Below are 23,072 nucleotides of genomic sequence, written 5' to 3' on the forward strand. Positions count from 1 at the left end.
TAAATAAGCCCTTGTTTTTACAAGGGCTTATTTTTTATCTGTGTGTTTACCCCTCAACTTACCCCTCATAAAAATTTGGATTGGATTAAGTCATTTAATTGCCTTTAAGATGAGATAGGATAGTTAAGCTTTATAGTTTGCGATTACAGACGTTATTCTAAGGTAAGCAATCAAACGTTGTTTGAATGCTTTTTAAGCTTCTACAGCTCATTTAAGGTTAATTTGTACCTATTCATCAGAATCAGTACTTAATGTACTTTAACTAGGTACAGCAATTGGTGCAGGTTGCGCTGTGCTTACTTTTGGCTTTCCAAATATCTATTGATCTAATTCCAATGATCTTATCTATGATAAAATTAAGTTAAGATCTATTTATCATTAACTCTCTATATTTATCAGAAATTAATTCACTTAATATTTCCTCTTCAGTTCTATTAATTTTTTTAGATATTTCTTTAAGTTTTTTCTGAACATTTTTGGGAATTTGAGGAGAAGAGTTTTTATTTGTTTTATTAGAATCTCTAAATTTTTTCTGAGTCCAAGCTCTATATAAGTTATTAGTTAAATTTCCATAATCTTTTTCTTTAAAACAAGATAAGTAATCTAAAAAATAAATAATTAGGTCGGATCGTTCTTTTTTATTAACAGGGTAGTAATCGATATCACCGAACTCGCTGTTGTTATTAATTAAATATGTATAGGCCCATTCATTGAAGTTTTTTTCATTTAGATTCTTTTCATTATTTAATTTTTTAATTTTGGTGATAAAATTTTTTTGAGAATCTTTGATTCTTGTCGAGAATCTATGAGAGATTATGATATTTTCACTCATAATTAAATGATTTATTTGCATATATGGATTGTTGTTAATATAAAATTTTGGATCGCCATTTTTATTCATGTTCTTAATATAATTAAAAGTAAAGCTACAGAGCCTTTTGTCATTTTTAATTGCATGTAAATGATTTAATGATATTGAGAATTCTTTTCTTCGTTTTACATTTATAAATACTCTTTCTATTCTGCAAATTATTCTTAGATCTTTTAATTTTTCGACCACTTCATTTCTGAGTTCTTTGAACTCCTGATAACGCTCAATTTTTAATATATCTCTTGGATCATGTTTTACATTTCTATTTCTTATCCTATTTGTACTCCATCTTCTTGCGTGAAAGAATACTGCCTCATCATAAATCAAGAATAAGTCTTCTTCAGAAAATTGCTTTAATCCATTTGTAATAGCTTCATCTACAGTCATCTCATTTCTAGTATCGGAAATTATCATAGTCGAATTCTTATCATAATCATGAGGAGATACTATAGAGATTTTTGATGATATTTTATAGAGATTTTTAATAGTGATTTATAGAGATATTTGAGTAACCAATATTTTTATGTAAGTCCTGTTAGTTGTAGCTATATAGATGGAATTGTGGTCATACATAAGAGTATGAAGTATCAATTATGAAAGTTTTTTTTTACAACGATTGCAATTGATTTGAACTAATCACGCACTCGTTGGAAATCAGCATGAATAAAGTCAATTCAAGTCAGCAAAACTCTCAGCAGTTTCGTGTGCTACGTATTAAAGAAGTCATCCATTTGGTCGGTTTGTCACGATCAGCAATCTATGATCGCATCAATCCGAAGTCTCCTCGCTATGATGAAAGTTTCCCTAAGCCACTTAAGCTCGGAATGAACAGTCGAAACATTGCAGTAGGTTGGTTAGAAAGAGATTTGATTCAATGGATGATGAAATGTGTTGAAAGTAATAATTAATGGATAGGTGGGTTTATCCCACCTTTATTTATGCCTAAAAATTAGGTTTATTTCTAAAATTATCTGTCAAACGTATATCCTGTTCTAACGGATAATAATTGCTTGATATTGTTTTAAAATAGTTATTGTTCTGAGTCTATATCTAAAGGTTTGATTGTTTTTTAGCTCAGGTTATTAATATTATTTACTTTCAATTTATTTATTCTAAATACTTGAATCTATATTTATTGTATTGATCTATTTAAATCTATCTGGTAGTTGGTGTGTTTACTGTAGCAGTGTGCTGTTTTGATTTAAGCCAATAATTACATCATCTGTTTTCCTATGTCTAAATAGTGTAGGAAATAAAGATGGTAAATCCAGTAAATGAATCAAAAGTCTTAATTGAGATTGAGTGTTTTGTTGAGGATGTTATTGCTAAAAGATCTCAGCCAAGAAAATTCTATAGCAAGTTAACTCAGTTATTGATTGAGTTTGATGCAATCTATCATTCTGAGTTTCATTATTCCGCATTAATCGCTGCATTTATTGAATTACTGCTTGATATGGAAAATTATCTCTATTGTCAAAAACAGTTGTTGAATCGATTATCTGAAATCTCATACGCCGATATTCAACGAGATTTTAAAAAGCATGATCGACGATATCAAAGACAATTACGTGATCATCGTTATAGTGAATCTCAGAATAGCGAACAACTAGTAAAACGAATGGAGCGGGTGAGTCAACGATATGCCCGTATTTTAGTGGTACGTATTGATCTGGCTTATCCCTTGAAGCATCAGCATTTGGTGAATATCCAAAAGTTGGATGATGATATGAGGGTGCTGAGAAGACGGATTCAGGATCAGGATAAAATCTTTAAGGGTTTAATTGAATCTGCTTGGGCATTAGAGCAAGGGGAAGACAAGGGTTATCACTGTCATCTATTACTGGTTTATAAGGGACATGAACGCTGTAAGGCTTATGGCATTGCTGATCAGGTTGGCAAGTTGTGGAAGCAGATCACAGGTGATTTAGGTTGTTATTTTAATTGCCATGAAACTGAATACCTTAGACAATTCTCTGAACGCAATATGCTTGGCATTGGTATGATTCATCGGAATAATCATGTTGAGGTGAATAATATGCTGAATACGGTGAAATATCTGGTTCGTCCTGAAAAGGAGCATCAGTATCTCCGAGTTAAAACCCGTAAACGAATGCGAACCTTTGGATAAATTAAAAAAGATTTCAGATCTACATTATCGACATGAAGATGGATGCACAACATCCAGTTTTTAAGGGCTGAGTCAACTGAGCCCTTTTTATTATTCATGGAGATTGCTTATGCAAATTATTTGTCCTTATTGTCATTCTGAACATGTACAACGGATGTTACATAACCCAGCGCAAGCTTCTGATGATTCAAGTCATCTACTGGGTACATCAGCAACCTTTGCCAGTATTGGTGCAGGCTTATCCAAAAGCTTGGGTGGTCAGATTCCAATTTCACCATGGATCGGGGGGATAGCAGGAGCGGTGATTGGTGGATTGTTTAGTGGACTATTGGATACACCACAACGAGCAGTACCACAGTTACCAATCAGTTATTTCCAATGTCAGTCTTGTCGACAGTTGTTTATGTAACGGCACAGTTTAAAAAAACCAATCAGCTTGATGACATGTATCTCAAAAGCTGATTGGTTTGTATTCTATGTACAGATGAGGGGATTGGATCTTATTTGGAGCGTAGTGCGATAAACCCAATGAAGAGGAGAATAATGATTCCCCCAATAAACTTACCGAAAGAGGGGAACATTATTGTAGGCCAAACTACACCTTGACCTAAATGATAGGCAAAGGATTTATAGCTTTGAGGCCCCCAAAAGTGTTGATATACAGTAAAAAGTAATCCAATACCCAAGTAGCAACCAATTAACCAAGATTTAATATTTGTATTCATTTTTTTCCTCCAAATGCATATTCAACAAGTAAGACAAACAGAAACAACAGGATCATCATTCCAATAAAGGGCAAGCCTAGGAAGCTGATGACAACGATGATGCAGATTAGTCCAGCAAGGAAACGCATACGCTACTCCTGCATACATTGCATGCTGCTTTGGATCATGTCTTGCTGAAAGCTTGTGGTTTGATTCATGGTGTAGAGATTGCTTTTGAGCCCATCCTCACCATATTTATTTTCCAGTTTTTGATAGATACAGCTACAGGTTGATCCATCAATGCCACCTGTCTTACAGCCATTCACAAACTGCCGTTCGGTTTTACTGGCACAGCCTGTGAGTAGCGATATGGCGAAAGTGATGGATACCATTGTTAAAGAGGCTTTCATGGTTTAACCCTTCGATCATTTTAAAAATAAGTTTTTTTGATTATTTATGATCGAGATAAAGCAATACTGCTAAACCTTGGGCAAATAACTTTTCGTCAGCTTTGGATTTACTACCCTTATAAAAAACGTCATAACCTGCTTCTGCTATGTCAACAGCGCGATCTGATTGTAAAGTAAAGCCTTTCCATAAGCCGTAAGCATCACCTTTTCTGGCATCAGCTTTAATATCGAATCCAGAGAGTCGGTAATTATTTGGAATAGACTGCCATTCCTTAGATAAGGCAGAGAAGACATTACATTGTTGATTACCTTTACAGCGCTGAATTTTAGGTGCGATGTTGGGATTGTTATAGATTTTTTGCATGCTATTGAGATCAGCATAGCTAGTGGAAGTGACTATTACAAAACTTGCAGCAATAAGAAGACGTAAGAGATTGTTCATCGATGACTCCTGTATGTATAAGAAGTCCTGCCGAATCACTGTCAATTGATTATGGTGGCAGAACGAAAAGGGGTTGACAGACTGGACATACAGAACCAGCACGCGCGGACGCGTCCCCCTCCCGTTCTACCGCAAAGAGGGACGAGAAGGTTTTTACGCATATGAAGAATACTCAGAAGAATAAACTCTGATGCGCTGTATGAAACGGTCTGTCAAAACCGACTGACCATGAGGGTCAGCAAGGCAAGGATAATATTGAGTGGGTGTTTAGTCAATTGCGAGTTTTTAAAAGTATTTGATTTTACTGAATTAGAAAAAATTTCAGCTATATATCATCTAAGTGAATCAAACGGTTCAAATTTATTTGATCGTCTTCATCTTTGGTCTGCTCCCTCAGCAGACCTTTTTTTATGCTCAAAATTTAATTTGGATGACAGCAATTTCACTCTTTTAAAAGGAAAATCATATGGCACATTTAGTTGAAACCATGGCATTCGTTGGACAAACTCCTTGGCATGGCTTAGGTAATGAACTTACCCCAAACCAACCCATCGAGGTTTGGGCACAACAGGCAGGCATGGATTGGCAGATTGAATCTTCGGATGTCAGTTATATGGCTGCAAATCACAAACAACAAAACCTGATCTTGCCTTATCAAGAGCAACGCGTCTTGTACCGCTCAGACACGCATGAGCCTTTATCGGTAGTGAGTCAACGCTTTCAGGAAGTGCAACCGATGGAAATATTACATTTCTATAAAGACCTGACCGAACAATCAGGCTTTGAACTGGAAACCGCAGGGGTGCTGAAAGGCGGTAAGAAATTCTGGGCATTGGCGAAAACAGGACAAACATCTGCTTTAAAAGGTAAGGATGTCAGTAATGGCTATATTTTATTGGCAACCGCCTGTGATGGCACACTGGCAACCACCGCTCAATTCACTTCTATTCGAGTTGTCTGCAACAATACTTTAGCCATTGCCCTCAAGGGACAGAATAATAGTGCAGGTGTGGTTAAAGTTCCGCATAGCACCAAGTTTGATGCTGAAAAGGTTAAACAACAGTTGGGTATTTCAGTACGTGCATGGGATGAACACAATTATGAAATGAAGCAACTGAGTCAGCGTAAAGTGACCCAGCAAGAAGCAGCAGCTTACTTTGATGCGGTATTTAACAACACTAACTTGAGTACAGCAGAACAGGATGAAAGCATTATTCAGTTCTATCGTAATGCAGCCACGCCGAATCAAACAAGCCCATCCAAAACAGACAATAAAACTGAACCGAATGGACGAGCCATGTCGAAAGTCATGACTATGTTTAACGGACATGGACGTGGTGCAGAACTCAGCTCAGCCAAAGATACGGCGTATGGATTACTGTGTGCCATTACGGAATTCACAGATCATGAGCATCGTGCAATGAGTACCGATCATCGACTCGATTCCGCATGGTTTGGAGCAGGTGCAGCGATTAAACAACGAGGACTTGAACAAGCCCTGCGAATGGTGTCTTAAAACAATTTGACTTACTCAAATTATTTTCAGTTTTATTTAAGCTAAGCCAATTAATTTAAACATACGGTAAAGCCGTAACAAGCATTGCAATTCTCATTTCGCCACATCATCCCCGATGTGGCTTTTTTTATGCCCGAAATTCAGCTTTTACGCTTTTACCGCTACAGGAATATTGCTAATGAATACGAATACTCAGATTCAGAACACTTTAAATCATCCACCACTACAACCTTATTCACCAAACCTGAATCCATCCACCCAAAACTCACTGACCCAGCAGGTTGAAGTCGGAACTCGGACTAAACGTGATCGACCAAATAAACAGCCACGAAAAACCAAAGCTCCAGTCGCCAAACGTCTCGCTAACACCAAGCAGATGAATTATCAGCAATGGCTCGAAGTCCGAAAACAGGGCATTGGTAGCAGTGATGCCGCTACCGCATGTGGACTGAATCCGTATATGTCGATGCTGGAACTGTGGATGATCAAAACAGGACGGATGCAACAAAACATTGAGGACGAAAGTGCAGGCTATGCACCTTTATATTGGGGGAAACAACTCGAACCCTTGGTCGCTGAATACTACAGCATGCACACCAATCACAAAGTGCGTCGAGTCAATGCTGTGCTACAACATCCTGATGCAGATAAACACTTTATGCTCGCCAATTTGGATTATGCCGTGGTGGGCAGTGAAGAAGTTCAAATATTAGAATGCAAAACCGTAGGAGAATATGGCTCAAAACTCTGGCGAGATGGTGTACCACTTTATGTATTGTGTCAGGTACAACATCAACTGGCAGTGACAGGTAAACAAGCCGCGCATATCTGTGCCTTAGTTTGTGGGCATGAAACCAAAATCTATAAAGTGACGCGTAATGAAACCGTAATTCAGCACATCATTAATGCCGAACGTCACTTTTGGCAATGTGTGGAATCAGATATTCCACCGAGTGTAGATGCCTCTGACTCAGCAGCCAAAGCCCTGCAGCAGCTTTACCCAGAACAGATTCCATTACAGGTAGAAGATCTCAGCCAAAATGAACAAGCCAATTATCTATTTAACCAACTGTTAGAAGAGCGACATAAGGTTGAACAACACCAACAGTATTTTGATGAACTCAAACATCAACTACAAATGATGATGAAAGATGCAGAGAGAGCGGTATTTACAGGTGGATCAGTCACTTGGAAAAAGTCTCAAGACTCGGTCAGCCTAGACAGTAAATCCTTACTGAAAGAGCATCCTGAATACCTACAGCAGTTCCCTCAAACTAAAGCAGGAACGCGAAGATTTCAAATCTACCCGAATGGTGGATAAGGAAGAAACGCATATCCACCATTTATTTCCTAACTACGTATCAAATCAATCAATATCAAAAAATCACTGATCCCATGCCTCAATAGGTATGGGATTTTTTATGCGCAAAATTTTATTTACCCAAATTTAAACATCACTATAGAGGAAATTACCATGATTAAAGGTCTAGCTATTACCCCACCTGTACTCGGTCGGATCAGCATCGGCAAGATCGTTGAGAAAAATGGCAAACGACTGCCTGAAAAGGATGATCAGTTTACCATTACCAGCCAAATCCAAAACAAGGATGGCTGGGTCAAACATCCACTGGATGAACAACTACGTGCCAAAGCACCGAATCAAAACCAAAAACTTAGAAGCATACCTGTACGAATGATCTTTAATGATCCTGAATTGAATCTACGCGCAGAGTATAGTCTATTTGACCGCCAAACTGGACGTTTAATCTGTTCAGGTAATGGAGAAAGCTGTCAACGCCTTGGACAAAATGGGGTTGAACAACATCCATGTCCATCCCCTGATTTATGTCCATTGGCACAAGGTGGGCTGTGTAAACCCTACGGACGGCTGTATGTCAATCTAGATGAATCGGATGAGTTTGGTACATTCATCTTTAGAACTACAGGCTTTAACAGTATTCGGACACTGGCAGCACGGTTGAATTATTACCATGCTGCATCGGGTGACTTACTTTCCTGCCTGCCATTACAACTCACTCTAAGAGGTAAGAGCACCACGCAAAGTTATCGTACCCCGATTTACTACGTTGATTTAACCTTACGTGATGGCATCAATCTACAAGATGCGATTAGTTCAGCCAAACAGATTGAGGAACAGAGCAAGGCAGCAGGGTTTTATCAAGAAGCATTAGACCATGTGGCACGGCAAGGTTATGGCAACGCAAGTTTTGAAGTGGGAAGTGAAGAGGGTTTGGATATTGTTGAGGAGTTTTACACGGATGAATCAAGATCAGAACAGCATCAGCAAACACATGACCTGAACTATGTTCAGGACATTCAGAAAGGGTTACAGCAGTCGGTTCAGGCTTTGAATTGAAAAAACAAAAGGTTTGAAATCAAAATTTAGATTTGAGGTTGTTAAAAGAGAGCTAAAGGCTCTCTTTTCTTGACTACTTTATTTTTTTGTATGCAGCCATACTAAATACAAAGCTGTAATGATTAACCAAGGAATAAGCGCGATATTCATTGCCTTCCATCCGATCATATCCAGTAATGCCCCAGCACTAAATGAACAGATTAACCCCACTACAAAAACAGTCATATCATTAATGGCTTGTGCTTTAGCTTTTTCTTCATGGGTATAAGTGCCTGTCAGTAATGAGGTACTGCCAATAAATAGGAAATTCCATCCTACACCTAATAAAATTAGGGAAACGGCAAATGAATGAAACTGTAAGCCAGACAAGGCAAATACAATATAACAGGCAAAAAACAAAACACCTGCAAACATGATTTTTAGCACACCAAAACGGGCAATCAAGTTGCCTGTAAAGAACGATGGTAGGAACATACCCAGTACATGCAGTTGAATTACTGTAGTGATAGCACCTAATTCATGGTGTGAATGGCGCATGGCAATTGGAGTTGCTGTCATACCTAAGATCATGATGCCATAACCTGTGATTGCGCCAAGCAAAGCGACTAAATATGTTGGCTGGAATACAATTTGATTCCAAGGTCGTCCAGCACTAAAACTAGTTTTGGCTTCTATCTGATCAGGAATATGCAATCTAGATAGAATTACCATTGCGATTAGGGAAACAATAGTAATAATCAGGAAAGAGCCTATATATTCCAGACGATTGAATATTGGCCCACCAAACCGAGCCAAAACTGGCCCAATCAAGGCAGCAACTACACCACCTGCCATAACAAAGGAAATAGCACGGGAACGGAAGGCATCATCTGCCACTTCACTGGCGGCAAAACGATAAAACTGGGCAAAGGATTGATAAGCACCGACACAGAATGTGCCTAATGCCAATAAATATAGCGAACTATAGAGAATACCAATCGCTGCAATGATGCCACCTAAAATTCCTAATAAAGCACCGCATAAAAAACCATTACGTCTACCTACCTTTGCCATCCACATGGACGCAGGGAACATCATCATGGCCGTACCTAGGAACATTGAGGCTATTGGTAGTGTGGCAAGGGTTGGTGTATTGGCAATATTTGCGCCTGCCAAACCACCAATGGTCATTACCATCACGGAAACGGTCTGGAATAAAGATTGTGAACTCGCCAGAATTAAAACTTGACGGTGCATGGTATTTTGCAACATAAGGGCGAAAACCTAAATTTTGGTGAATAAGTGATTAAGGAGAATTTGGGGATACAGTCAATACAACCCGAAACTGTGCCTGACCTGACTTCATTCGTAGATAAGCCTGCTGTGCCTGTTCCAGTGGGAACGTTTCAATCATTGCTCGTACATCAGTCAAAACGCTGAAGTCCAGTGTCTTTTCAATTTCGTAAGGTGTACCCGTAATTGAACCCTGAACACTTCGTTCAGCACCCACCAATAATGGTGATGGAATGACTAAAGGTTCTTTGCCCACACCAACCACCACTAACTTGCCACGAGGAGCAAGACCTGCAAATAATGTTGATGACACTTCGCCATTGGTAATCGTGGTTAAAATGACTTGAGCTTTACCAAGCCGTTGCAGCCTTTCAACGGCATTTTCCTGCTCGGTATCAATATAAATATGTGCGCCTAAAGTTTTGACCTGTTCAGCAATCTCCTGTCCACGTCCAATAGCGACCACTTTAAAACCCATGCGTTTGGCATATTGAATTGCCAGATGGCCTAACCCCCCAATTCCGAGAATTGCGATCAAGTCACCAGCTTGTGCCCCTGAATTTTTTAAGGCATTAAAAGTGGCAATCCCAGCGCATAACAAAGGTGCAGCTTCAACTGAACTTAGTTCATCAGGAATGGCCACTAATCCTGTTTCTTTGGCAAGCATCATTTCTGCATAGCCACCGTCATGGTTACTCCCCATAACAGGTTGATCATTGCAAAGATTAAATAAGCCCTGACGACATTCAGGGCAGTGATTGCAGTGTCCACCTAAGCGACTGAACCCGACACGCTGACCAATTTTCCAATAGGATAAGGAATTAGCAATCGCAACAATCCGCCCCACCACTTCATGACCTGGCACACGGGGATATTGAAAATCAGGATTGCTACTTTCGACTGTGGTGGCATCTGCACCACAGATACCACATGCTTCCACCGCAATCAGAACTTCACCTGCCTGTGGTGTGGGAATAATTCGTTCAACCATTTCTAGTTTGCCAAACTGGCTCACCTGTACGGCTTTATAGGTCTTTTGCATAAATGTGCCTATCTGATTTTATAAGAGTTGTTGAATACGCTGAACACCCTCTTGGGCAGCATCAATTGCCCCTGCCAAATAACCTGAATAATGCTGTGACCATTCACTGGCAATTCCAATGATACGGTTATGCCAAATCTGGTCACTCGGTGTATTTTCAGGTGCTACTCCATGAGAGACAGCAGTGTTTTTCCAGTCTTCTTCAGTGGCTGTAAAATTGTCTGCTGACCAGTCTTTGATATATTCATATTTGGGGGTTGCAGCTTCTGAACCAAACAGACGGACCAGTTGTGCCCGACAATGTGCCATCAAGTCTGCTTCACTGACTTTTTGGCGAACGTTTGCAGGAATACCGAGAAAACCAAATAACGCAGCATGACCACTGGACGTAGACGCATCGTGAATTTCACCCATAGGGCCAACATGGCTACTGGCTTGACCAGACAAGCCTTGTTTTCTCCAAAAAGCTTCAGGATAAACCGCAACATACTTGGCATGAGGGGCCATCCATGTTGCAGTGTGTTTCCACTGGTTCCGTAGTGCAGTGGGCAAGGCTGGAGTGAATACAATGTGTTGAGCAGTCAGGCGAGGGGCAAGTGCAATGAGGACATAATCTGCTTTAATAATTGTTTCTTCACCTGTCTGATTCTGGGTGGTTAAATGAAGGGGTACTTGTTCTTGTTGAGTAATATGAGTGACCTGTTGTTGAGTCAGAATTTTTTGTGCAGGAATTTGTTGGGCTAAGCCATGAATCAGGCTGCTCATTCCCCCCTCAAGGCGAATCGAGGGTGTCGATGCCCAAGGACTTGATAACTGTACAGGGGGGATGCCTCTTTGCTTTTCAAAGACCAACTTTCCTTTTTCAAACTGTTCGGAAAACGGCAATCCTAGTTGATGTACCAGTTGCATCAGATCAGGATTGAGTTCGGGCCAGATCCATGTTGCGCCTAAATCAAATCCTTGCTCTGAATAGACACGGCCACCTAAACGATCTCTTGCTTCAAGCACAACATAGTCTGTGATTTTGGCTTGTTCCAGTAAATAGGCAGCATATAAACCACTTAAACCTGCACCAATAATGGCAATCTTGGCCTGTATCATGTTTGTTGCTCCATAAAGTTTTGGGCAGATAGAAGATGGCCTGTTTTTACATACAGCATTGCACCCATTTCACTTGCATAAAAACTATGGCTACTTTGGATGGGTAAACGAATCCATGAACCTGTGGGATAACACTCCCCATTTGCAATCAATTCACCTTGTACAATCAAAAGCTCCATCCCATTTAAACTATGTTCATCAAAGCTTTGGTGTGGTTTAAGTTTTTCAAGATAAGTATGTTCTTCATGGGAAAGGTATAAGGGACAAATCAGACGCTGACCAAGTGTTTGCCAGTTTTTGGAATCCTGAGTATTGATACGCACAGTCTCAGTATTAGTCTTGGACATTTGCATGAGTTTGACAAAAATTAATGTCCCATCCTCACTGGATGGAGTATGTTTTGAATCATCTGGATTGCGTAGATACCAGCCTGCTGGATAATGCTGATCACCATTTTCAGTGAAAGTTCCCGAAAGCACCAAAATTTCTTCACCCAATGGATGTTGATGCTCTGGAAAAATGGTCTGTGGCGCATAACGAACCAGACTGGTGGCACGTGCAGTTTCGTCTCCAATTCGATCCAGCATAACTCGTTCAACTTCACCACGAGGAGATTTGACCCATTGATAATCGTTGGGCTTAATCACTGCCATCTGTGAAAAATCAGCGTTAATCAACATGCTCTATCTCATCCATTCAAAAAGGCAAATATCCTATTGACCTAATACAGATCAATAGGAGGAAGAATTTAAAAAAGTTATTGCTGACTTACGCTATCTACCGCTTCTAAAACACGGGCTGAATAAGTCAGGGCTGCACCAGCATTTAATGCAATTGCTACAGATAGAGCTTCTGCAATTTCCTCACGGCTTACACCTAGTTCAATCGCTTTTTTAGAATGAACGGCAATACATCCATCACAGCGTGTTGTCACAGCAACTGCCAGAGCAATCAATTCATGAGTTTTGGCATCTAGTTTACCAATTTTGCTCGTACCAGCTTCCATTGAGGAGAGGCCACGCATGGTGTCTGGTGCTAATTTTGCATAATCAGCCACATGCTTAAGCAGAGAATCACGGTAGTTATTCCAGTCTTGCATATTAGAATCTCTATTTGCTTTATTAAGTTAAACAATTGTGTTACCTCTCAATAAGTTCACGGTGGTAACACTTGTTTTAGCCTTGTTAGAAAGACATCTTAATGTCCTGCCATCACACCGCCATCCACAGGAAGAATAGTTCCTGTAATCCATGCTGCATTGGTTGAAGCAAGGAATAAAATAGCTTCTGCAACATCGGCAGGTTGACCGTTACGACCTAATGGATGGAACGAGTTAAAAGATGGAAGCGCTTCTTTCACTTGATCATCTGTCATAAAGGTGTTGTACACAGGTGTTTCTACTACAGCGGGAGCAACGGTATTAATACGGATATTCGCCTCTGCAAGTTCAATTGCTAAGTTATGAGTTAATGCATGTACACCAGCATTCGCAGCAGAATAGGCAGAAGATGGAGTTGCTTTAACTGCCTGTAATGCCCATAACGAACCTGTTTGAACAATTGCACCTCCACCACGTAACTGCATGGCTTTAGCAGCAGCCTGAGCCATAAAGAACTTGCCTTTTAAGATGATATCCAGAAACCCGTCATATTCTGATTCGGTGACTTCCAAAAATGGTTTAGGCGCAAAAATTCCAGCATTATTAATTAGGATATCAACCCCACCAAATTCTGCGGTGGTGAAATCAACAAGTTGTTGTGAAGTTGCTGGGGATGCAATGTCCGCAGCAAAATAACGGATATGTTCACCTGTGGCATCAATATCCTGAACAGCCTGTTTTAACTTATCTTCATTACGTCCAGTAATGACAACATTTGCACCCTCTTTCACCAAGCGAGTGGCAACCTCTTTACCAATACCTGAACCACCACCTGTTACAATCGCTACTTTCAAAGAAAATCTATTCATGACTATGCCATCCTCTATCAGTTTTGAATTTTGCCCTGACACATCTATTCAGTATGTCATTTGCATGGATTGATTTTATGATTCATATCTTATATAAACAAATGAGATAATCTTGTGATAATTGATAGAAAATCTTTAGAATGAAAACTCCTGTATATCTCAACGCATTAAGAGCCTTTGAGGCCAGTGCCAGACATCAAAGTTTTTCGGCTGCTGCTGATGAACTGAATGTTACCCCTGCGGCAGTAGGACAACTGGTTAAAAGTCTGGAGGACTATCTGGGCATGACCTTGTTTCAGAGAAGTACAGGGGGAAAAGCCAGATTAGTGGCAACTGAAGCTGCATTGCTGGCATTACCTGATATTCGTGCAGGATTCGACAGGCTGATACTTGGACTGGAAAAATTACAGGCTCAAACCTCAACAGGGGTTTTAACCGTTGCCATTAGTCCAGCCTTTGCAGCGAAATGGCTACTACCAAGAATTGATACCTTTCAACAGGCCTATCCTGATATTGATATTCGATTAGATACTAATTTAAAGCCTGTAGATTTTGGTCGTTATGGTATTGATATTGCGGTGCGATATGGGCAAGGCAACTGGTCAGGATTGGTTGCAGAGAAGTTAATGGATGAAGAGGTATTTCCAGTCTGTTCACCAATGTTTTATCAGAAGTATCAGCAACAATTACAAGACCCTAAGAATTTATTAAATCTACCATTAATCCACGATTTAACAATGGATTCCCATTCAGGGTTTACCACTTGGGATACATGGTTACAGTACAATCAGATTAGCAATGAACCCACTCAACGAGGTTTAAAAATCAATAATTCTGCTGCGGTATTACAGGCAGCTATAGACGGACATGGAGTGGCATTGGCCAGAAGTGTCATGGCAGCAGATGATTTAAAAACGGGGCGTTTACTTCGTTTATATCCAGAAATGAAATGCTCTTCCACATTGGCTTATTACATGGTGTATCGGGAAGAATGCCGCAATATGCCGAAGCTTCAGGTCTTTCGGAGGTGGTTATTTGAACAAGCCTAAATTAGAAAGATATCTTTTAATAAATCAGTGTATTATGTTGATTGAGACTTTTAATCCATGAAATGAAAATGGCCCATGCCTCGAATTGTTTAGCACATATAAGAATGGGGCTTTTGTCTAAGGTAAAACTATCACACCTTGTCAGCAGCATAAATTTAAAAAAGACTCCTCCGATTAAATGAAGAGTCTCTTATCAAAATTTCTTCTTTAAACTTTTAGTGTATCCACATTCTGAATAACGGTTACAAGCCATAAAGTCACCATATGGTCCTGTTCTTTTCCACATACGTCCCTGATTACATTTCGGACATCGCCATTTGTCCGGAACATCATGGTTAATGGACATACTTTCATCTTGGGGTATATGGATAAACTCCTTAAAAATAGAATCTTTAGTAACTTCCTCAAGGAAAACTGAATTGCGTTCGCCAATTAAATAAACTTTTTCTTTTGCACGAGTCAGGGCAACGTAAAACAGACGGCGCTCTTCAGCATAGGCATGTGTTTCTGGTTGTGGCAAGACTAAGTTGATAAGAGGGTCATCTTCTTTTTCAGAAGGGAATGCACTATTGCCAGTATTTAAGCCTAAAAGAATCACATAGTCTGCTTGTAGGCCTTTAGATGAGTGGATGGTTTTGAACTCAATGCTGCAATTTCTAAGAAAGGGCAAAATGCTGTCCAGATTTGGTTTGTGATGTTTGTAGCGTCCTAAAATATAAATCGATTTCTTCTTACCTGAACCTGTATTAGCATTATTTATTTCCATAATGGTTTTAAACAGATACTCATGAATTTCCTGAGTCTTTGTTAAAAAGTTTATTTCAACCACTTTACTGCTAGTCTTATCAACAGCACTGACCACTTTTTGAAGCTGAGATTCATTTTTTTGGATGAAGCCACTGGCGACATTGGCAATACCCTGATTGGAACGGAATGTCAGGGTAAGCTGAGTCTGCTTGGTATAACCAAAGAATTCTTGGAAATTAGTGAATATACTGATATCCGAGCCTGCAAATCGGTATATGGCTTGCCAGTCGTCCCCAACACAAAACAGCTTTGCTTCAGGCACTTGTTTCAATAAGGACAGAATCAGTCTGGCCCTAGCTTGTGATGTATCCTGAAACTCATCCACGATAATAAGTTTGAAAGGGCTTTTATATCTGTTCTCATTGATTAACTGAGCAGATTCAAGCAGTAGGTCATCAAAGTCATGTTCTTTACTGGTTTTTAATAACTGATCGTAGCGTTGGTAAACTTTGGAAAATAGCTGTAAAAAAAGACTCTCTCGTTGGCTAAGTGATGGTTTGGCCAATAGGCTGGCAATGTTGGCTTGATTAGATTTGTAATGGCTTAAAAAACTGACATAAAGTTCATTGGCATCATGTTCATAGATAGACTGTGCTTTAACGTTGATCTCGGCAAGGCTACGTGGCTTAAAAGTTTGTCCCCTTGATTTAAGCTCTTGTTCCAACTTCTTAAAGATGGAACCTGTAATAAACTCATGAAAGGTTGTAGTAATTAAATCCGTCTTATATTGTTGATGGATTCCTGATTTCCATTTCATGTCTTCGAGATACTTTTGCCCAAAATGCGCAGGCGGTTTGCCATGCTGGTCTACAGCATAGTGTTCCAGATACAGGTTTATTTCAGGTAAGTAAAAGTCAGGCTTATATTGACGATGGTGTTCATTCGCTGTGTCATGCTCGTAGTTTCTTTCGTACTGGTAGGGTACCCCCTGACTGTATAACCAGTTTGCTATCGCTTTTTCACCATGTGATTTAACGATTTCTCCCTGATAGGTTTCAAAGCCATCCTTGAACCTGTCAAATGAACGTCTGCGTGCCTTTTCCCATTCACTTTGAGTTTTAAATGCAAATGGTGATAAGGGTGGTCTTAGGTAGGCTGTCTTAAATAAAAGATATTTTGCCTGAAAGTCTGGATCTGTTTCGATCAGTTGTTGAATAATCTTATTCAGCAGGGACTGAGGTTTTCCTGCATCATTGGAAACAGATGGGCTTTTTCCTGTGGCCTTACCAATCACCTTCACACCAAACTTATGGAAATTAAGTGCTTCAACACGAGTATTAAACTGGGCGAGAATGTCTTTTAATCGAAAGTTTATACGTTCACTGAGTTCATCGCCCGCATTTTTATTAAATGCGAGAACCAGAATCTCTTCAGGATTGTAGAGTCCAGTTAATAGGGCATAGCCCACCTTTCCAACAATCGTGGATGTTTTGCCTGAACCAGCCGCAGCAACCAATAAGTTGCGGTCTTCAAAGATAATCGAAGAAATGCGCTGTTCGTCGGTTAGGGGCGTACTTTCCACCTGATCAAAGAACTGCTTAAATACCTTTAACTCACTTTCAACAAAACGCTTATTCTTTGCGTCGATGGCATAGTTTCCCTCAACTGGCAATTCAATAAACTGTCGCAATTGCTCAAACAGGTTCTGTAGAGGTGGCTCAAATGCAAAAGAACTATCCCTTTGAATCAGACTGTTAAATTGTTCAATAGAGACTTTTGACTTTTGTGATAAATCTGACCTAAACAGCTTGCTGAGGCGATGGGAGAGGTAAATATTTTGCTGGATAAAATTGTGATATTTCAGTAAGTACGGTTTTAAGGTTCCTTTGATCTTTTCAGAGTTTCTTTTATTTCTCAGGAATTCCGCATCATTGCGGATTTCAGCTTGAAACTGTTCAGCCTGTGTGTTGAACATGCCCTTGAATTGAAAGTTTTGATCGACGGTCTTGAGCGTTAAAGATGACCATATCCAGCCTTTTTGGATATGTGCTTCCAATACCTGTTCAGGATTTAGCTTTACAGTTTTGGTATCCAGTTCAAGTACCAGCTCAGGAAATGTATAGTTGATTCGCCATTTGCTGGAGTCTGCAAAAATGAAGCTGAGTAAACTTGGTCGGATATTCATATCGCCCTAAAATTAAAATGATTTTTTAATAATTCAAAATTTGTAATTGGTTAGAAAGTCTATAGAAATTTTACTTAGTTGTTTTATTCCTTTTGCAACTACTCCTTGAATGTTTCATTTAATGCTTGCTGTACGGCATCCACTCGTGACTTACATGCCTTGTAGGCAGTCATTGACTCTTCCACAATCTTCATTAGGTTGTCGATGTCTGGTTCTTCCTGAGATTCTAGTAGGGCAGCATTCTTTTTTAACAGTTCATAACCCTCTTTAAAGCTTAACTCATTTTTACTCATAATTTATCACCTCACTTACGCTGGCATGAATATAGCCATCCTGCATCTCGATTGAAACACTTGAACCGACCTGTCGTATAGATCGGATTGCCTTGTTTTGACTCCGTACAATAGCATAACCTTTGGCAAGCACATTCTTAGGATTCTGCAACAACGTTTCACGCATTAAGGACTCAACCTGTGTGGAGGCAAGCTTAAGCTGCTGCTGGGCAAAATATTGTGTTGTTGACTTAACCAAATCAAGATTTCTATTAGCTGTATTGATCCGATTCTGAGCATGAGTCTTGATGGTATTCATCAACTGATCATTCTGGCACTGATACGCTGTGATTTGATGCTGTGACACCAGCTTGATGGTTTGTAAATAATCCATCACATCTTGAGACCGTTCTGAGAGAACATTGCGAATACCTGCAATCACTTTACTTGGTGTGTCAAAAGAACGATGGGCGATTTCATCCAGAATGGTTCGATCTTTTTCATGACCAATGCCCACCCAAATCGGCACTTTCCGTTTGCATAGCAGGGCAGCGAGATCATAGTCGTTTAAATAGGCTAGATCATTCACTGCACCACCACCACGAATAATCACAATAAGGTCAGGTGGAATAACATAATCTTTGGCCCACTGACGTAGTCCTGCACTTAAAGATTCCATTATACTATTTGCAGCAGTATTACCCTGAAAGGTGGCTGTATGGTAAACAAAGTGGCAAACACCAGCTTTATGCAAGGCATCAGCATCTTTCTTGAAGTCACCTAAGCCAGCAGCATTTTCTGGTGCAATGACCAGAACATTTTCAATATCAAAAGGGGCAGGAAGTGACTTGTTCAGATTTACCAAACCCTCAGAGCCTAGACGGGCCAGAATCTGTTGGTAGCGTTTGGCAATATCACCGAGTGTAAAGCTGGAGTCGATGTCCTCAATTTTGACTGAAAAGCCATATTGGGGATCAAAACGGGCTTTAATCCTAATCAGTACGTTTAAGTCTTTTGAAAGCTCAATGCCACTTTCACGTTCAAACTTAAGTACAATTTTTACGGCAGTGGATTTCCAGATCGTTGCCTTACAGCTTGCAATGACTTTATTTGTATCCTCTTCCTTTTCAGCTAATTCAAGATAGTAGTGTCCACCCTTGATACTCAGGTTACGTATTTCAGCTTTTACCCAAACAGGCTCATCAAAAGACAGACGAATGACTTCCTGTACAGTTGATAGATAGTCGCTGAGAGAGTATGGAAGTTTAGTCATTAGATAAACAAAAAAGGTGAAGAATTTTATATTAACAAAGTGAAAAGAGCTTGAATATTGTGCTTAGAGGTTTTTCAAGCGATGCATCTAAATCAGGACAACATCAGCATGAACTGAGCCATGTTCAGGATATACAAGAAAGGTTGTAGGGGAGTGTGAGGGCGGTGAGTTAACAGATAAAATAAGAATTACTTTATTACTGTTAAGACATATTATTTAAAATTCGGTGAAAGTGTTTTTTATTTTCAGATATATATAATAAATATTACTGAGATTTCGGTTTTTCAAATTTTATGACCTAGAAGTAAACTCTAGGTCATATTTAAAATGCTAAAAAGTAATTTCTTAAGGTTTCCAGCTTAATTTATTTTCAGAGCAATTATTAATATATAAATCACGACTATTACTAGGTAAAATAGAATTACGTCTTAAAAAAGCTTCATGTATCCATTCCTGAACTTTTTTAGGATCAGTACTCCAATTATGAATCGAGGCAAATCCACAATTTAAATTGTCATATAACCTCGGAGGGATAGTATACCTGTTATATTTTGAGATATCTTCTCTAGGATAACTTGGTAAAATTATTCCAAGCAAACCAGAGCGAGAGTTATTTTTTGTACTTCGAATACTCGATGAAATCTCCCAATCTACATGCTTACGCTTCCACGTTTCACTACCAATTAAAATAACAGTAACTGTTGAGTCAGATAAATATTCATCACGAATTTTTTGTCTTATTGTTTCAGTCTTTAAATTAATATCAATGTCACCTATCTGAACTGATTTAGAAACAATAATATTGTGCTTATCAAAAAATAATCTTTCAAAGTTATCTCTGTATTTTTGATCATTAGCATGGTGATAGCTAACGAATACTTTATGTCTTTGAGTCATCAATTAGCTCCTTTATAATTTATTGAGAAGTTGAGATTACTGTTAATCCTTTTAGTATTAAATGAACAGCTTCATCTATAAAAGGAGTAAGCATTAATTTTTCGTACTCTTGTATAGTTAGTCCAGTATTATTAGTTAAAAGTTCTATATTAGTAGAATCAATTAGATTCTTAACTTCAATATAGTCTGCTCCAAATCCTCTATTTTTAGCAAGTTCCTGTAAACTTGTGTAACCTGCATTATTTTGAATTTGCCATTCTTCGGTTAATTCTGGTGCAAGTTCTTTATTTATAATTGAGGTCACAATTTTTTTTGTTAATCCGCCAAAACCACCTAATAAATAAATCGGCTTTTTCATTTTCATACAAATTATAAACTCTTCCAATACACCAGGCATCTTTCCTTTATAATCTGATGATTTACCAGAAGAAATTATTCTTAGGTCTGATTTTTTTATAGATAGTTCACGCATATTTGTTAAACTTCTAGACCAAATGTATAGGTTTTCAGAACAATTTGGTGGTAAAAAAACTTCTTTCTTTGGGGATACATCTTTTGGGGTATCGTACTCTTCAATATGTAAAATGCCGTGGTATTTGGCTTTGAAGCTCTTTACTTTAGAGTCTATAAAAAGAGGCCAAGCTAAATGATTTTCAACTCTTATTGAGTTGTCCATTATTCGATTTTGAATAATTAAAGCTTCATCAAGAATAAACTGTGTAAACCCATCTTCACGAAGGTCACCGCCATATATTAATTTATGTTTTCTAGCTAATAAGTGTCCTGCTAGAACTTGTGATAATCTCTTGAGTTCGTCAAGGTGTTGGTTATGAGTTTCGAACTGATCTTCTTTAAAATCTGAAATTGATATGCCAATTTTTTTTGTCGTATGTTTTTCTGAAAAAATTGACCATAAAGGGGTTACTGCTTGTATTTTATTTAGCACATCTCCTGTAGGTGAGGTACTTTCAAAATGGTTAATCCAGTTAATTTCTTCTGGATAAACAGGAGGTTCGGGATAACAAATATTAAGTATCTCTAGTTGTTCAGTTTCATTTCTATCTTTTAACAAGTTTATTATTTGATTAACCTCGGGGGGACGCGCAAAGATAACTGAATTTTTTGGTATCCAACCTTGTATTTTATAGTATTCTAAAAGACTTTTTGAATAGTTAAATCTAATAGTTTCTAATAGCGTGGCAATTAGAATTCTTAGAATTTCTTTGTTCCTAATATTCAAATCGTGTGAAACATGAATATTAGGAATATTTACAGCCGCAGGAAAAATCCGATCCTCATAGTGCTCAAGAGTATTTACAAAAATAATTGGCCTTCTTTCCTCTTTCGCCATGAGTATCTCTCTCTGGCACCAGTAACGAGATGAATATTTATCACTACCTATTGCAATTACAGTTGATTCCTTGAGATTTACTGTAATCTCTTCATCGAAATTAAAGCAGGGAGCTATATCCGTAGCATCAAAGAATCTTTGTATTGAGGTATTATCAATAAAGTTCTTAATTTCCATTGCAAGACCAACACCTTTTTCATCAGCTTTTGCATGGCTAAGAAATATTTTTAAAGATGCATCCTTACCCTTTATAATAGTTTTCTTCTCATTAAAACCTAATCGATAAATTTCATGAGATAGCATTAAAATGAAGTATTCTTGATAATCACTTAATGGCCAGCTATAGGCACGAACAAAGTTTTTGTTTAACAAGTTTCCTGTATTCGCATGTTTAAATGCAGTTTCATCTAATGCGACTGGAATAATCTCAAAATCTGAAGGAATTTTTTCAAAATATTCATTCCAGTTAGTACTTACCAAAGTATTTTCGCTCAAGAATAAAAACACCAAATTTTTTGCTGCCCATATCTTTAATGGATTTGGAACTGTATTTGTACTTCTGGAACTATACAGAAAAGTTGGTATGTTTAACTCTCGTGAAAATGGTCTATCAATATCTCTAGTTAGGTATTGTCTAAACTTACTAATATGTTGGAAATATATGGCATGATCATCTGGATGCCATATGAAATTTATTGCTAATGGAGGATTTGACTTAGAGTTCATTTTAAGTATTGAATATTTGAATATTTGCATTTTACACAAAAGGTGGCTTTTGTGTTTATCTAAATTGAATCTAATTATTATAAAGTTCAGGATCTTAAATGTAATATTAAAAACCTCTTTGTTTAAGAAGATTAAAATGTCTATCTTTAGTATGAATTATATCTTCTTTATAGGATTCTTATGTTAACTTAAGAAATGTTAGGTGTGCCTCTTAATTTGGCCAGTCCTGTGCTGTATCAGCATGGTGGTATATTGCTGAGTAATTTATAGACCTATGAGAGTTGAAATATGTCAAAAAAGAATATTTTTATAAGTCATGTGCATGAAGATGATGATGGACTTAAAAAAACAAAAGATTTGATGAAAACAAAAGGGTTTGATATCAGAGATTTTTCTATAAATTCAAACAAACCTAATAGTGCTAAAGCTGAAGACTATATTAAATACCAAATTTTAGCACCTAGGATAAGGCAATGTTCTATACTTATGGTTTATATAACTCCTAAAACTAAAGGGAGTCATTGGGTCAACTGGGAGATTGAGTATGCGCAGAAATTAGGCATCAGAATCGTAGGTGTTTGGGCGCATGGTCATCAAGGTTGTGATGTACCAGAACAATTAGAAAATTATGCTGATGCTATTGTTGGTTGGAATAGTGATTGTCTAGTTAAGGCTGTTAATGGTGAAAACACATTTGAAGGATATAATTCACCTGCTGTTGCCAGATATTTATGTGGTTAA

The 23,072-nt window shown here is 38.4% G+C and carries 23 protein-coding genes; 8 read left to right on the forward strand and 15 right to left on the reverse strand.

Features of this window, described 5'->3' with window-relative positions; all coding sequences use genetic code 11:
- Positions 1-361: 361 nt before the first annotated feature.
- A complete protein-coding gene (locus AAV96_RS12160; RefSeq protein WP_046739489.1) occupies positions 362-1,285 on the reverse strand; it encodes a hypothetical protein in 924 nt (307 codons plus the stop codon).
- Between the two features lie 245 nt (positions 1,286-1,530).
- Here AAV96_RS12160 and AAV96_RS12165 point away from each other — a divergent pair, with 245 nt between their 5' ends.
- The 3 genes from AAV96_RS12165 to AAV96_RS12175 all read left to right on the forward strand — a co-directional run bounded on the left by AAV96_RS12165 (position 1,531) and on the right by AAV96_RS12175 (position 3,408).
- Positions 1,531-1,779: a helix-turn-helix transcriptional regulator gene (locus AAV96_RS12165; RefSeq protein ID WP_046739490.1), complete on the forward strand. Its 249-nt coding sequence runs from the start codon at positions 1,531-1,533 to the stop codon at positions 1,777-1,779.
- A 350-nt stretch (positions 1,780-2,129) separates the two neighbouring features.
- Positions 2,130-2,999, forward strand: a complete 870-nt coding sequence (locus tag AAV96_RS12170) for an inovirus-type Gp2 protein (protein WP_046739491.1) — start codon at positions 2,130-2,132, stop codon at positions 2,997-2,999.
- Positions 3,000-3,108: 109 nt separating this feature from the next.
- A complete protein-coding gene (locus AAV96_RS12175; protein ID WP_046739492.1) occupies positions 3,109-3,408 on the forward strand; it encodes a hypothetical protein in 300 nt (99 codons plus the stop codon).
- A 91-nt stretch (positions 3,409-3,499) separates the two neighbouring features.
- On the opposite strand, the gene AAV96_RS12180 is transcribed toward AAV96_RS12175, so the two are convergent.
- From AAV96_RS12180 to AAV96_RS12190, 3 genes are all read right to left on the reverse strand, one after another.
- Entirely contained in the window at positions 3,500-3,724 is a 225-nt protein-coding gene (locus AAV96_RS12180) for a hypothetical protein (RefSeq protein WP_046739493.1), read from the reverse strand.
- Between the two features lie 131 nt (positions 3,725-3,855).
- Entirely contained in the window at positions 3,856-4,113 is a 258-nt protein-coding gene (locus AAV96_RS12185) for a hypothetical protein (RefSeq protein WP_046739494.1), read from the reverse strand.
- A gap of 40 nt (positions 4,114-4,153) precedes the next feature.
- Positions 4,154-4,555 carry a hypothetical protein gene (locus tag AAV96_RS12190; protein WP_046739495.1) on the reverse strand — a complete coding sequence of 134 codons (402 nt, stop codon included), beginning with the start codon at positions 4,553-4,555 and terminating at the stop codon, positions 4,154-4,156.
- 466 nt (positions 4,556-5,021) lie between these two features.
- Between AAV96_RS12190 and AAV96_RS12195 the strand changes: the two genes are divergently transcribed.
- The 3 genes from AAV96_RS12195 (at position 5,022) to AAV96_RS12205 (ending at position 8,448) form a co-directional block, all read left to right on the forward strand.
- Positions 5,022-6,071, forward strand: coding sequence for a DUF932 domain-containing protein (locus AAV96_RS12195; protein ID WP_046739496.1), 1,050 nt, complete (start codon positions 5,022-5,024; stop codon positions 6,069-6,071).
- 178 nt (positions 6,072-6,249) lie between these two features.
- A complete protein-coding gene (locus AAV96_RS12200) occupies positions 6,250-7,392 on the forward strand; it encodes a YqaJ viral recombinase family protein (protein ID WP_046739497.1) in 1,143 nt (380 codons plus the stop codon).
- Between the two features lie 153 nt (positions 7,393-7,545).
- On the forward strand, positions 7,546-8,448 hold the full coding sequence (locus AAV96_RS12205; protein ID WP_046739498.1) for a hypothetical protein: 903 nt from the start codon (positions 7,546-7,548) through the stop codon (positions 8,446-8,448).
- Positions 8,449-8,526: 78 nt separating this feature from the next.
- On the opposite strand, the gene AAV96_RS12210 is transcribed toward AAV96_RS12205, so the two are convergent.
- The 6 genes from AAV96_RS12210 to AAV96_RS12235 form a co-directional block, all read right to left on the reverse strand.
- Positions 8,527-9,699, reverse strand: coding sequence for an MFS transporter (locus AAV96_RS12210; protein WP_046739499.1), 1,173 nt, complete (start codon positions 9,697-9,699; stop codon positions 8,527-8,529).
- A gap of 34 nt (positions 9,700-9,733) precedes the next feature.
- On the reverse strand, positions 9,734-10,762 hold the full coding sequence (locus tag AAV96_RS12215; RefSeq protein ID WP_046739500.1) for an alcohol dehydrogenase: 1,029 nt from the start codon (positions 10,760-10,762) through the stop codon (positions 9,734-9,736).
- Positions 10,763-10,780: 18 nt separating this feature from the next.
- Entirely contained in the window at positions 10,781-11,863 is a 1,083-nt protein-coding gene (locus tag AAV96_RS12220) for a flavin monoamine oxidase family protein (RefSeq protein ID WP_046739501.1), read from the reverse strand.
- Positions 11,860-12,543: a cupin domain-containing protein gene (locus AAV96_RS12225; protein WP_046739502.1), complete on the reverse strand. Its 684-nt coding sequence runs from the start codon at positions 12,541-12,543 to the stop codon at positions 11,860-11,862. The genes AAV96_RS12220 and AAV96_RS12225 overlap by 4 nt, the downstream gene beginning before the upstream one ends.
- A gap of 77 nt (positions 12,544-12,620) precedes the next feature.
- Positions 12,621-12,962, reverse strand: coding sequence for a carboxymuconolactone decarboxylase family protein (locus tag AAV96_RS12230; protein WP_046739503.1), 342 nt, complete (start codon positions 12,960-12,962; stop codon positions 12,621-12,623).
- Positions 12,963-13,060: 98 nt separating this feature from the next.
- On the reverse strand, positions 13,061-13,831 hold the full coding sequence (locus tag AAV96_RS12235) for an SDR family NAD(P)-dependent oxidoreductase (protein ID WP_046739504.1): 771 nt from the start codon (positions 13,829-13,831) through the stop codon (positions 13,061-13,063).
- Positions 13,832-13,971: 140 nt separating this feature from the next.
- Between AAV96_RS12235 and gcvA the strand changes: the two genes are divergently transcribed.
- Positions 13,972-14,880: a transcriptional regulator GcvA gene (gcvA, locus tag AAV96_RS12240; protein WP_046739505.1), complete on the forward strand. Its 909-nt coding sequence runs from the start codon at positions 13,972-13,974 to the stop codon at positions 14,878-14,880.
- Positions 14,881-15,073: 193 nt separating this feature from the next.
- On the opposite strand, the gene AAV96_RS12245 is transcribed toward gcvA, so the two are convergent.
- The 5 genes from AAV96_RS12245 to AAV96_RS12265 form a co-directional block, all read right to left on the reverse strand.
- Positions 15,074-17,812, reverse strand: coding sequence for a UvrD-helicase domain-containing protein (locus tag AAV96_RS12245; protein WP_046739506.1), 2,739 nt, complete (start codon positions 17,810-17,812; stop codon positions 15,074-15,076).
- A gap of 98 nt (positions 17,813-17,910) precedes the next feature.
- Positions 17,911-18,105 (reverse strand): exodeoxyribonuclease VII small subunit, encoded by a 195-nt coding sequence (gene xseB / locus AAV96_RS12250; RefSeq protein WP_016541170.1) that lies wholly within the window; start codon positions 18,103-18,105, stop codon positions 17,911-17,913.
- A complete protein-coding gene (gene xseA, locus AAV96_RS12255; protein ID WP_046739507.1) occupies positions 18,098-19,357 on the reverse strand; it encodes an exodeoxyribonuclease VII large subunit in 1,260 nt (419 codons plus the stop codon). Before xseA ends, xseB begins: the two co-directional genes overlap by 8 nt.
- A 345-nt stretch (positions 19,358-19,702) precedes the next feature.
- A complete protein-coding gene (locus AAV96_RS12260; RefSeq protein WP_046739508.1) occupies positions 19,703-20,254 on the reverse strand; it encodes a TIR domain-containing protein in 552 nt (183 codons plus the stop codon).
- Positions 20,255-20,273: 19 nt separating this feature from the next.
- On the reverse strand, positions 20,274-22,100 hold the full coding sequence (locus tag AAV96_RS12265; protein ID WP_171249149.1) for a TIR domain-containing protein: 1,827 nt from the start codon (positions 22,098-22,100) through the stop codon (positions 20,274-20,276).
- A gap of 519 nt (positions 22,101-22,619) precedes the next feature.
- Between AAV96_RS12265 and AAV96_RS12270 the strand changes: the two genes are divergently transcribed.
- Positions 22,620-23,072: a TIR domain-containing protein gene (locus AAV96_RS12270; protein WP_046739510.1), complete on the forward strand. Its 453-nt coding sequence runs from the start codon at positions 22,620-22,622 to the stop codon at positions 23,070-23,072.

It is taken from the genome of Acinetobacter sp. AG1 (assembly GCF_001005525.1).
GTDB classification, from domain to species: domain Bacteria; phylum Pseudomonadota; class Gammaproteobacteria; order Pseudomonadales; family Moraxellaceae; genus Acinetobacter; species Acinetobacter modestus.